Consider the following 11,529-nt stretch of genomic DNA (forward strand, 5'->3'; position numbering starts at 1 on the left):
TTGCGGGCACCGGCGGCGTGCTGGTGGGCCCGGTTGATCGTGGAGTCGACCGAGACCGTCCATTCCACGGCCCCGACGGAGTCGTCGCGGACCTGCACCTCTTCGAGCAGGCGGGCCCAGGTCCCGTCCGCCTCCCATCGAGCGAACCGCTCATAGACCGTCTGCCACGGCCCGAAGCGCTCTGGCAGGTCACGCCACGGAGCACCCGTCCGCAACCGCCACAACACCCCGTTGATCACTTGCCGGTGATCCCGCCACGGACGACCCCGCCCGTCAACACCCGGCAACAGCGGCGCTATCCGCTCCCACGCCGCATCCGTCAGCTCACCACGACCCACCACAAGATCAATTATCAGACAGGACCTAGCCGTCGGACGGCTTCTTGGCGTACTCCTGCGCCATGGCTCCCGCGAAGTCGTACACCACGACCTGTTCGTCGCCGACCACCCAGGCGTCGTGCCCGGGCGGGCACACGAAGACGTCGCCGGGTCCGACCTCGCTCTCGCCACCGTCGTCCATGACGAGGCGCATCCGTCCCTGGACGACGAAGCCGTTGTGGTGGATCTGGCAGCTCTTCGTGCCGGCGATGGGGCCGACCGACTCCGTCCAGCGCCAGCCCGGCTCGAAGGTGGCCACGGCGAAGTCGAGCCCCGTGAGGTGGACGGCCTCGAGGTGACCCCGGGGGAAGTCGCGTCGCTCGTCCGGCTTGTCGACCGTCTTCACTTCCAGCATGACGGTGTTCTCCCTTCCGGCCGTGAGCTCTCCGGCGGGGCCGGTCTCCGTCTCCGGGCGGCGTTCGGGGGAAGGCGCACGGGAGGGCGGGGGCCCGGCCCTCGCTCTCATCGTCTCCCCGCCGGCCGGTCGACGCCATCCGGCCGAGCGGGGCCGCCCCCGCCGCGGGCCCCCTAATCGGTTGACGTGTCACAAGGTCACACCGTTTGCTTGCGCTCCATGTGTGCCGACACCCGGACCGAGACCCTGCATCCCGGTGAGCCGGAGTTTCCGCCGTCCCTCGTACGCCGGCTGATGACCACTCAGTTCCCGCGGTGGGCGGAGCTGCCGCTCACCCGGATCCGCTCCGCGGGCACCTCCAACGTCATGTACCGGCTCGGCCGGGACATGGTCGTCCGACTCCCGCGCACCCCCGGGGCGGCGGAGGACGTGCACAAGGAGCACCACTGGCTGCCGCGGCTCGCCCCGGCGCTCCCGGTGGCCGTGCCCGAGCCGCTGGGCCTGGGCACACCGGACGAGCACTGCCCGTGGCCCTGGTCGGTGTACCGCTGGCTCCACGGGGACATCGCCGAGCCCGGCGCCTTGACCGAACCGGCTCTGCTGGCAGGGGACTTGGCACATTTCGTCACCGCGCTGCACCGCGTCGACCCGGCGGACGGGCCGCCCGCGTACCGCAGTGAGTCCCTGGCGGCGCGGGACGGCGAGACCCGCGCGGCCATCGCCGCGCTGCGCGAGGTGATCGATGCCCGGGAAGCCACCGCCGCCTGGGACGCGGCGCTGTGCGCCCCGCCGCCGGCCGGCCCGCCGGTGTGGATCCACTCCGATCTGCAACCCGCGAACCTGCTGCTGGCGCGCGGGCGGCTGAACGCCGTCATCGACTTCGGGTGTCTGGGGCTCGGCGACCCGGCCGTCGATCTGATCGTGGCCTGGTACGTGCTGCCGGCCGACGGCCGGGCGCGGTTCCGCGCCGCGCTGGAGACGGGCCCGGTGCCGCCCGCGCGCTCGGCGGACCGGACGGGCGAGGCGGCCTGGGCGCGAGGGCGCGGCTGGGCGCTGTCGATCGCGCTGCTCGAGCTCTCGTACTACCGCGGCAAGAACCCGTGGATGGCCACCGTGGCCCGCCGCGTCGTCGAGGAGGTACTGGACGACGCCCGCCGGGCGGCAGGCCCGGCCGGCCGTGGGGCGAGGGAGCCGGACCGGGCCGGCTAGACGCTGCCGAGCAACTGGGGCGACAGCTCCTTGATCATGGTGTTGGTCCAGCGCATCTGGCGCAGCGTCTGCGGATGGCAGGAGGCGGCCAGGTCGAGCAGCCGGCTGTCGCGCTCGGCCTGGCCGACCTGGCCCACCATCTCCCAGTGCAGGGAGTTGCCGGCCGCGGCCAGATGCAGATCGCGCAGGTCGTGCAGGAGCAGCAGGCCGGTCTCCGGGCGGCGGCCCAGGGCCTCGGCGGCCCTCTCGCGCAGCGCGCTCAGCGCGCCGGGGGCGGATTGCTCCCGGGGACCGGAGAGGTCGAGACCGTAGTGGTGCCCCGCCTCCGCCAGCCGCGCCGCGTGCTCGCGCGACCAGCGGGACACGTCGACGGCGACGTGGTGGAACTCGTGGTCGGTGCGGTGGCGTTCGGCGGCGGCGAGCAGGTCGCGCTCGAGGTCGCGTTCGCCCTGGTGCAGGGCCCGCAGGGTCAGGGCGATGCCGTTCACGACCTGCTCCCCTCCTCTGCCGCCGTCCGGGTCGCGGACGGCGTGGACGGGGCGGCGCGCCGGGCGACGAGGGTCACCCGGACCGCGCCCGTCTTGAACAGCGGCTGTTTGGAGACCGGGTCCCAGTCGGTCACGACGGCCTCGTTCGCGGCCCGGCCGGCGTCGCCCTCGCCCGGCCCGTGCCCGGCGGGCGTGTCCCAGTAGCCGTAGTGGAAGGGCACGAACACCATGCCGTCGCGGATCCCGGTGGTGCGCAACCGGGCGCGCAGCGCGCCGCGCGGGGAAGCCACGGAGACCAGGTCGCCGTCGCTCAGCCCCTGGGCCGCGGCCTCGTTGGGGGACATCTCCGCCCACACCTCGGGTGCGGCGGCGTTCAGTTCGGGGGCGCGTGCGGTCTTGGTGCGGGTGTGGAAGTGGTAGACGGTCCGGCCGGTGATCAGCTGGAGGGGGAAGTCCGCGGAGGTGTCCTCGTGCGGCGGGAGGTACTCCGCGGCCTTGAGCACCGCCTTGCCGTCGGGATTGAGGGAGCGGTACTCGACCGGCTCGACCACGGCGCCGGTGACGAGGTCCTTGCCGTAGGTCTCGCAGGCGTCGGGGTGGGCGAAGCCGAACCCGTCGGTGTGGAGGCGGGCGGTGCCGTTCGGGGCCTCGGCGGTGCACGGCCACTGGATGCCGCTGCCGGAGGAACGCAGCAGCTCGTAGCTCAGACCCGTGTAGTCGCAGGGCCGGCCGGCGCTGCACCGCTGCCACGCGGCGAACGCCGACTCGGGATCGCGCCACTTGACCAGCGGGTCGCCGTCCTTGTCGCGGAAGTCCATACGGGCGGCGTAGTCCAGGAGGATGTCCAGGTCGGGGCGGGCCTCCCCGGGCGGGTCCGTCGCCTTCTCGGAGAGGTGGACCGTGCGGTCGCTGTTGGTGAACGTGCCGGTCTTCTCGCCCCAGGTGGCCGCGGGCAGCACCACATCGGCCAGCTGGGCGGTCTCGGTCAGGAACAGGTCCTGAACGACCACGAACAGGCGCTCCTGTGCGAGGACCGAGCGGATGCGGGGCAGCTCGGGCAGGGACACGGCCGGGTTGGTGCCGGTGATCCACAGCATCCGCACCGAGCCCTGCTCGGCGAAGCGGAAGATCTGCATGGCGTGCGTCGGCGGCCCGTGGTGCGGGATGGTCTCCGGCTCCACGTTCCACACCTCGGCCAGTTCGGCGACGTGCTGGTCGTTCTGCCAGTTGCGGAAGCCGGGCAGGTCGCCGTCCGCACCGCACTCGCGCGTGTTCTCGGCGCTGGGCTGGCCGTTCATCTGCAGCACGGCGCAGCCGGGGCGGCCGAGCATCCCGCGCGTCAGATGCAGGTTGTTGACCTGGACGGCGGCGGCGGTGGCCTGGTGGGACTGGTAGACGCCCTGCAGGACCGTGGAGGTGAGACGGCGGGCGCCGCCGATGAGCTCCGCCGCCCGCTCGATGGCCGCGGCCGGTACGTCGCAGATGCCGGCGGCCCAGCGCGGGGTGCACCGTTCGACCGTCCGCGCCAGTTCCTCGAAGCCGACGGTGCGCGCCTCGATGTAGTCGTGGTCGATGCGGTCGGTGCGGATGATCTCGTGCAGCAGTGCGTTGAGCAGTGCCACGTTCGTGCCGGCCCGGGGGGCGAGGTGGACCTCGGCGTGCCGGGCGACGGGCGTGGTGCGGGGATCGACGCACACCAGGCGGGGCGGGTCCCCGCCGGCGAGCCGGTCGAGGACCCGCATCCACAGCACCGTCTGGGTCTCGGCCATGTTGTGCCCGAACAGGGCGATGACGTCGGCGTGGTCGAGGTCCTCGTACGATCCGGGCTGCCCGTCGCTGCCGAAGGTCTCCTTCAGCGCCTCGGCGGCGGTGGCCGTGCACAGGCGGGTGTTGCCGTCGAGGTGCTTGGTGCCGATGCCCGCGTGGGCGATCACGGCGAGGGTGTAGTAGTCCTCCAGGAACAGCTGCCCGGAGGTGTAGAAGCCGAGCGCGGCAGGCCCCCGTTCGGCCAGCAGTTCCTTGGAACGGGCCGCGATCCGGTCCATCGCGGTGTCCCAGTCGGTCTCCACCAGCCGGCCGTCCTGGCGCACCAGCGGCCGGGTCAGCCGGTCCGGGGAGTGGTTGGCCTGCCAGCCGTAGAGGTCCTTGGGGCCGAGCCGGCCCCGGTTGACCCGGTCGGCGGCGCGGCCGCGCACTCCGACGATCCGCCCGCCGCGCACCGCGATGTCCATGGCGTCGCCGTTGGAGTGCAGCAGGGAGGCGGACCGCACCCAGCGCTCCACGTCGCCCTCGCCGACTCCGGCGGCCAGCTGCATGTCGGTGCGCTCGGGCCAGGGCGTCCCGGGCTCGTACGGGGTGCGCGATCCCCAGGGGTTGTCGATCCGTTCCGGCCGGCTCTTCACGGTCACACCTCTTCACCTGGAGACACGGGTACGTATCGTCGGGGCGGGTACCCCGGCGGGCCCGGGCGAGTCACGGGGCCGATCCGCGTCCCGCGCTGCGGGCGGGCGGCGGCCACGGGTCGGGCTGGGGCACGGGGGCCAGCGGGTCGTCGACGACGGCGCGTCCCGTGCGGGCGTTGTCGGCGGACTCCACCGCCAACTCGCCCGCCGCGGCCGTCAGCGCGCGCAGGGCGGGGACGAGCGCGGCCCGCTCCTCGGCGGGCAGCCGCTGCACGAGCCGGCGGACCTCCGCGCGGCGGTGCGCGAGGACCCGGGTGACCAGGTCGTGTCCCCCGGACGTCAGACTCAGTACGACTTCGCGCCGGTTGGCGGGGTTGGTCCTGCGGTCGACCAGGTCGAGCACCTCCAGCCGTTCCACCATGCGCAGCGCGGTGGAGGGGTTGACGCCGAGCGTGGCGGCGAGGGCGGCGAGCTTGACCGGGCCGCAGGTGTCGAGGACGACCAGCGCCCGCAGTTGGGGCAGGGTGAGCGACTCGGCGGTGGAGGCGAGCGCGCGGGCGGAGATCGCCACGAAGAGCCGGGAGGCCGCCATCACAGCCGTGCCGAGCTCCTCGGCCTCGCGGTCCAGCGCGTGGTGCCCGGCGTTCGGGGCCGGGTCGGCCGGGGCCGGGTCGGCCGGGGCCGGGTCGGTGGGGTGCTGCGGCATGGTGTCCCCTTGCCGTTCCGCCGGGCCGGGCGGAACACGATCATGTGCGGAGCATCATTGCAGTGGGCGGCAGCGCCGGGCAGGAGCCGTCCCGGCGGTCGTCATCCCCTCCGCACGCGGCCGGGACGGAGCGCTCCTGCGTGCCCGCTCGCGCTCGGCCCGCCGCGCCTGCCGAGCGCGGCCCTGGCGGTGGCGGCGGCGGCCACGGCGAGCGCGGAGGCGACGGCGGCGGGGTGGCGCGCCAGGGCGGCCTGGAAGGACCGGCGGTGCGCTGCCTCGTCGAAGATGCCGTGCGCCTCGTGGTCGGTGCCCTCCGTGCCGTCGACGGGCGCGAAGAGATTGCTCTCGCCCGTCGGCGGCCGCCGGCCGGTCTGCTGGGAGTCGAACCCGGTGCGGGCCAGGTAGCGGTCCAGCAGGGCGGGGAAGAGGCGGTTGGCCCAGATCGTCGCGAGCGTGGTGGCGCCGACGTAGTACTGCTTGCGGCGCGGGTGGTCGGCGGCGTGCACGACGCCGCGCGCGGCGACCTCCGGCTGGTAGATGGGCGGGACGGGCTGTGGATGCCGGGGCAGCCGGGTGGTCACCCAGGAGAACTGCGGGGTGTTGACGGCCGGCATCTGCGCGATCGTGACGTGCACGGCGCTGCCGCGGTGCAGCAGTTCGGTGCGCAGCGAGGAGGTGAAGCCGTTGATGGCGTGCTTGGCCCCGCAGTACACGGACTGCAACGGCACCGACCGCTCCCCCAGTGCGGAGCCGACCTGCACGATGGTGCCGCGGTCGCGGGGCAGCATCCGTTTCAGGGCGGTGCGGGTGCCGTTGACGAAGCCGAGGTAGGTCACCTCGGTGGCCCGCCGGTACTCCTTCTGCGTGATCTCCTCGAACGGCGCGAAGACGGTGCTGAACGCGCAGTTGATCCACACGTCGATCGGGCCGAAGTGCTCCTCCGCGGCCGAGGCGGCGGCCTCCACCTGGTCCGGTTCGGCCACGTCGGCGACCTGGACCAGCGGCCGGCCGCCCAGGGACTCGACCTCCATCGCGGCCGCGTCGAGCCCGGCCCGGCCACGGGCGATCAGGACGACGTTGGCGCCGCGCCCGGCGTACAGGCGGGCGGTGGCGCGGCCGATGCCGGCACTGGCACCGGTGATGACGACGGTCTGGGTCATGTCAGCTCCTTGCTGGACGGCGCGCCCCGGGCGGCTCGGGGTGCTGGACGGGATACGGCGAGGTCCCCGGCGGGATCCCGGGACGGGCCCGGGGCGGGTCCTCCGCCAGGCGGGCGGCGGTTTCCAGGAACAGGGCGTGGACGAAGGCCTGCGGGAGGTTGCCGCGCAGTTGGCGCTGGGCGATGTCGAACTCCTCCGCGTACAGTCCCGACGCCCCGCAGGCGCCGCGATTGCGTTCGAACCAGCGGCACGCCTCGACCGCGTCGCCCTGCTGGTGCTCGGCGAGCGCCATGAAAAAGCCGCACAGCAGGAACGCGCCCTCGGCCTCCTCCAGCGGCCGCTCGTCGTGGCGGAACCGGTAGACGAAGTGGTCCTGGGTGAGCTGCGCGCGGCAGGCGGCGAGGGTGGCGCGGGTGCGCGGGTCGCCGGCGGGCAGCGCGCCGCGCAGGGCGGGCAGCAGCAGGGCCGCGTCGACCGCGGGATCGCCGGGGGCGCGCTGCCAGTGGCCGTCGGGGTGCACGGCGGTCGCCGCGGTCTCGGCGAACACGGTGGCGGCGAGGTCCGCGCAGGTGTCCGCGAGCGGCCGGCCGGGGGCCGCGTCGGCCAGGGCGCGCAGCCCGGCGACGCAGGTGAGCCGGCTGTGGGTCCAGGGCCGGTCGTCCAGCTCCCAGATGCCCGCGTCGGGCTCGCGCCACCGCTCGGCGACGGCCCGCACCGCGGTCTCGGCGGCCTTCCAGCCGTCGCCGTCGAGCCGGCCGTGCCGTTCGGCGGCGGCGAACAGCAGCAGCGCCTCGCCGAAGCAGTCGAGCTGGAACTGCTTCTCCACGTGGTTGCCGATCCGGCTGAAGCCGCCGGGGTAGCCGGGCAGGTCGAGCTCCCGCTGACCGGGGACGGGCGTGCCGTACACGGTGTAGGCGGGGGCCAGGCGGGGGCCGTCGGCCAGCAGCCGCTCGCCCACGAAACGGACCGCGGAGTCGAGGAGTTCCGGCGCGCCGGCGGCCGCCGCGGCCTGTCCGGCGTAACTCTGGTCGCGGATCCACACGTACCGGTAGTCGTAGTTGCGGCCCTCCTCGGCGCGCTCGGGCAGGCTGGTGGTGGCCGCGGCGACCATGCCGCCGCCGTGCGCGGTCAGTCCGCGCAGCAGGGCGTAGGCGCGGCGAGCGTCACCGGGGGCGACGGTCCGCTCCAGCGCGGGCACGGTCCGCCGCCAGGCCCGTTCGGTGGCCTGCCAGGCCCGGTCGGCCAGGGGCGGGGTGTGCGGCAGCGGCGAGTCGGAGCACTCCAGGACCAGGTCATGGCTCTGTCCGGGCCGGAGCACCAGCTCGGCGGTCAGCCCCTCGGCCCGGACGGCCGCAGACGGGGCGCCCTGCCAGCGCAGCCGGTGGCGGCCGGTGTGCAGGTGCCAGACGCCGTCGTCGTCGCGGTGCGTGGAGGTCAGCGGGGCGCGACCGTAGTCGGCGCGCGCGTCGAGTACGACCCTGACGTGGGCGGTCCCCTCGGCGGCGCGCACCTGTCGCAGCAGGACCAGGCGGCCCGGCTCGCCGGGGAGGGCGAGCGCCTCGCGGCACTCGATCACGCCGTCGGTGGTGACCCAGCGGCTGCGCCAGATCAACGTGCCGTCCTCGTAGTGGCCGCCCGGGACACAGCGCCCGCGCGGGAGCACGGCGTAGACGCCCGCGCCGCCGATGAGCGAGGCGAAGACGGCGTCGTCGTGCCAGGTGGGCGCGCACAGCCAGTTGACGGCGCCGTCGGGCCCGATCAGGGCGCCGCGCTCCCCGTCGGCCAGCAGCGCGTAGTCGTGCAGCGCGTGCGGCGGGAAGGATGTGCTGCTCATCGGTGCTGCCTCCTGCTCTCAGCCCACGCGGTAGGTCCGTGCGCGCCCGGTGGCGAGGGTCAGTCCGAGCCCGGGCGCGCCGTCGGCGCCCGGCGCCACGGTGCCGCCGTCCGGGCCGAGGCAGCCGTCGAAGAGGAGGCGCTCGATGCGCACGTGGTCGTGGAACCACTCCAGATGCCGCAGGTTGGGGACCGCGGCGGCGGCGTGCGCGTGGGCGTGCGGGGCGCAGTGCCCGGAGACGGCGATGCCGTGGGCCTCGGCGAGGGCGGCGACACGCAGCCAGACGGTGATGCCGCCGCACCGGGTGGCGTCGGCCTGCAGGCAGTCCACGGCGCCCGCGGCCAGCATGTGCTCGAAGTACGGCAGCGTGTAGCCGTACTCGCCGGCGGCGACGTCCAGGGCCAGTTGCCCGCGGATCAGGGCGAGGGTGGTGAGGTGGTCGGAGGAGACGGGCTCCTCGAACCAGGTCACGCCCTGGTCCGCGAGGGCCCGGCCGACGCGTACCGCCTGCTTGGCGTCGTAGGCGCCGTTGGCGTCGACGTACAGGTCGGCCCGGTCGCCGATGACGGCGCGCGCCCTGCCCACGCGCCGCCGGTCGCGCTCCTCGCGGCGCCCCCACGACTCCCCGATCTTGATCTTGACGCGGGGGATGCCCTCCTCCTCGGCCCAGCCGCGCAGTTGCCGCTCCAGCCGCTCGTCGTCGTAGGTGGTGAAGCCGCCGCTGCCGTAGACCGGCACGTCCTCGCGGGCGGCGCCGAGCAGCCGGACCAGCGGCAGGCCGAGCAGCCGGGCCTTGAGGTCCCACAGGGCGATGTCCACGGCGGCGATCGCCTGGGCGGCCACGCCGGGCAGGCCGGCGTTGCGCACCGCGCGCCGCATGGCCTCGTTCGTACCCGGTACGTCCCATGCAGGTGATCCGGTGACGACGCCGGTGAGCAGGTCGTCGATCACGCGGGCGGTGGCGGCCGGCGCGTAGGTCCAGCCGAGGCCGGTGACGTCGCCGCAGCGGACGGTGGCCAGGACGAGCGTGGTGCTGTCCCAGCTCAGGGTGCCGTCCGCCTCGGCCGCGTCGGTGGGAACGGTGAACACCGCGGTGTCCACGCGCTCCACGACCGGGGTGTCGCTCACTTCCCCTCCTTCGCGCCGGGCCGGTCCTCGCGGTGCCGGCCGCCGGGCAGGAACTCCTGCACCTTGGCCTTGAAGCCCTGGCGGACCATCCCGGCCCGGTCGCTGTCGCCCTTGAGGATCGAGGTGGCCGCGGCCTCGATCTGGTCGAGGGTGGCGTGCGGCGGGACGGGCGGCACGGCCGGGTCGGTGACGAAGTCGAGCACGCACGGCTTGTCGGCGGCCAGCGCGGCCTCCCACGCGCCCTGCACGTCGCCGGGCTTCTCGATCCGCATCCCGTCCAGGCCGATCAGCCGGGCGAAGTCGGCGTAGGCGACGTCGGGGATCGACTGGGAGGGCAGGAACTGCGGGGCGCCCTCCATGGCACGCATCTCCCAGGTGACCTGGTTGAGGTCCTGGTTGTTCAGGACGGCCACGATGAGGCGCGGGTCCTCCCACTCGCGCCAGTACTTGGCGACGGTGATCAGCTCGGCCATGCCGTTCATCTGCATCGCCCCGTCGCCCACCAGCGCGATCGCCGGTCGGTCGCCGTGCGCGAACTTGGCGCCGATGACGTACGGCACTCCGGGCCCCATGGTGGCGAGGGTGCCGGAGAGCGAGCCGCGCATGGCGCCGCGCAGCTTCAGATGGCGGGCGTACCAGTTGGCCGCGGAGCCGGAGTCGGAGGCCAGGACGACGTTGTCGGGCAGCAGGTCGTTGAGGGTGTGGGCGACGTACTCGGGGTTGATCGGGTCGGCGTCGACCGCGGCCCGCCGCTGCATCACCTCCCACCAGCGGGCGGTGTCCTTCTCGAGCTTCTTGCGCCAGGCCGTGTCCTTGCGCGCCTCCAGCAGCGGCAGCAGCCGCGTCAGCGCCTCGCGGGCGTCGCCGACGAGGTTGACCTCGAAGGGGTAGCGCAGGCCGACCATGTGCGGGTCGATGTCGATCTGCACGGCCCGCGCCTGCCCGAACTCCGGCAGGAACTGCGTGTACGGGAAGGAGGAGCCGACCACGAGAAGGGTGTCGCAGTCCCTCATCAACTCGTACGACGGCCTGGTGCCGAGCAGGCCGATGGAGCCGGTGACGTAGGGCAGGTCGTCGTCCAGGGCGTCCTTGCCGAGCAGCGCCTTGGCGACGCCCGCGCCGAGCCGTTCGGCGACCGCCATGACCTCCTGCCGGGCCCCGCGGGCGCCCTGGCCGACCAGAAGGGCGACCTTCTCGCCGGCGTTGAGCACCTCGGCGGCGCGGGCGAGGTCCTCGTCGGTGGGCACGGGCACGTAGTGCGGCATCCCCAGGCTGGAGGGGACCATCTTGAAGGCGTGCGGGGGCGGCGAGTAGTCGAGTTCCTGCACGTCGGCAGGGAGGATGACGGCCGTGACCGAGCGGCGGGCCATGGCGGTGCGCATCGCCCGGTCGAGCACGTTGGGGAGTTGCTCGGGGACGGTGACCATCTGGCAGAAGTCGGAGGCGACGTCCTTGTAGAGGGTCAGCAGGTCGACCTCCTGCTGGTAGGAGCCGCCCATGGCGCTGCGGTTGGTCTGGCCGACGATCGCGACGACCGGCACGTGGTCGAGCTTGGCGTCGTACAGGCCGTTGAGCAGATGGATGGCGCCGGGGCCGGAGGTGGCGGCGCACACGCCGACCCGGCCGGAGAACTTGGCGTAGCCGACGGCCTCGAAGGCGGCCATCTCCTCGTGGCGCGCCTGGATGAACCGGGGGTTGTCGTCGGCCCTGCCCCAGGCCGCGAGCAGCCCGTTGATGCCGTCGCCGGGGTAGGCGAAGACGTGCTCCACACCCCAGTCGCGCAGACGCTCGAGGACGTGGTCGGAAACCTTCATCGACATGTTCGAAGACCTTTCCGGAAGGTGGTTTCGCAGGGCGCGGGGGGGGGGCG

10 protein-coding genes are annotated in these 11,529 nt (G+C 74.0%); 1 reads left to right on the top strand and 9 read right to left on the bottom strand.

Going from position 1 to position 11,529, the window contains the following annotated elements:
* Both ACF1A5_RS25705 and ACF1A5_RS25710 read right to left on the bottom strand, forming a co-directional pair.
* Positions 1–341: IS5 family transposase (locus ACF1A5_RS25705; RefSeq protein WP_392195229.1), on the bottom strand; the 341-nt coding region annotated here is incomplete at its 3' end.
* 22 nt (positions 342–363) lie between these two features.
* Positions 364–732: a cupin domain-containing protein gene (locus ACF1A5_RS25710; RefSeq protein WP_392195230.1), complete on the bottom strand. Its 369-nt coding sequence runs from the start codon at positions 730–732 to the stop codon at positions 364–366.
* Between the two features lie 219 nt (positions 733–951).
* On the opposite strand from ACF1A5_RS25710, the gene ACF1A5_RS25715 reads away from it, so the two are divergent.
* Positions 952–1,941: an aminoglycoside phosphotransferase family protein gene (locus ACF1A5_RS25715; RefSeq protein WP_392195231.1), complete on the top strand. Its 990-nt coding sequence runs from the start codon at positions 952–954 to the stop codon at positions 1,939–1,941.
* On the opposite strand, the gene ACF1A5_RS25720 is transcribed toward ACF1A5_RS25715, so the two are convergent.
* The 7 genes from ACF1A5_RS25720 to ACF1A5_RS25750 form a co-directional block, all read right to left on the bottom strand.
* Complete coding sequence (locus ACF1A5_RS25720) at positions 1,938–2,429, bottom strand: hypothetical protein (protein ID WP_392195232.1); 492 nt, start codon at positions 2,427–2,429, stop codon at positions 1,938–1,940. The two genes, ACF1A5_RS25715 and ACF1A5_RS25720, sit on opposite strands and share 4 nt — an antisense overlap.
* A complete protein-coding gene (locus ACF1A5_RS25725) occupies positions 2,426–4,831 on the bottom strand; it encodes a molybdopterin oxidoreductase family protein (RefSeq protein WP_392195367.1) in 2,406 nt (801 codons plus the stop codon). The genes ACF1A5_RS25720 and ACF1A5_RS25725 overlap by 4 nt, the downstream gene beginning before the upstream one ends.
* 70 nt (positions 4,832–4,901) lie before the next feature.
* A complete protein-coding gene (locus ACF1A5_RS25730) occupies positions 4,902–5,537 on the bottom strand; it encodes a MarR family winged helix-turn-helix transcriptional regulator (protein ID WP_392195233.1) in 636 nt (211 codons plus the stop codon).
* Positions 5,538–5,638: 101 nt separating this feature from the next.
* Positions 5,639–6,697 carry an SDR family oxidoreductase gene (locus tag ACF1A5_RS25735; RefSeq protein ID WP_392195234.1) on the bottom strand — a complete coding sequence of 353 codons (1,059 nt, stop codon included), beginning with the start codon at positions 6,695–6,697 and terminating at the stop codon, positions 5,639–5,641.
* A 1-nt stretch (position 6,698) separates the two neighbouring features.
* Positions 6,699–8,531 (bottom strand): glycoside hydrolase family 15 protein, encoded by a 1,833-nt coding sequence (locus ACF1A5_RS25740; protein WP_392195235.1) that lies wholly within the window; start codon positions 8,529–8,531, stop codon positions 6,699–6,701.
* An 18-nt stretch (positions 8,532–8,549) separates the two neighbouring features.
* A complete protein-coding gene (locus tag ACF1A5_RS25745; protein ID WP_392195236.1) occupies positions 8,550–9,659 on the bottom strand; it encodes an enolase C-terminal domain-like protein in 1,110 nt (369 codons plus the stop codon).
* Positions 9,656–11,479: a thiamine pyrophosphate-requiring protein gene (locus ACF1A5_RS25750; protein ID WP_392195237.1), complete on the bottom strand. Its 1,824-nt coding sequence runs from the start codon at positions 11,477–11,479 to the stop codon at positions 9,656–9,658. The genes ACF1A5_RS25745 and ACF1A5_RS25750 overlap by 4 nt, the downstream gene beginning before the upstream one ends.
* Positions 11,480–11,529 lie beyond the last annotated feature (50 nt).

It is taken from the genome of Streptomyces sp. NPDC014864, from assembly GCF_043081525.1.
Classification (GTDB): domain Bacteria; phylum Actinomycetota; class Actinomycetes; order Streptomycetales; family Streptomycetaceae; genus Streptomyces.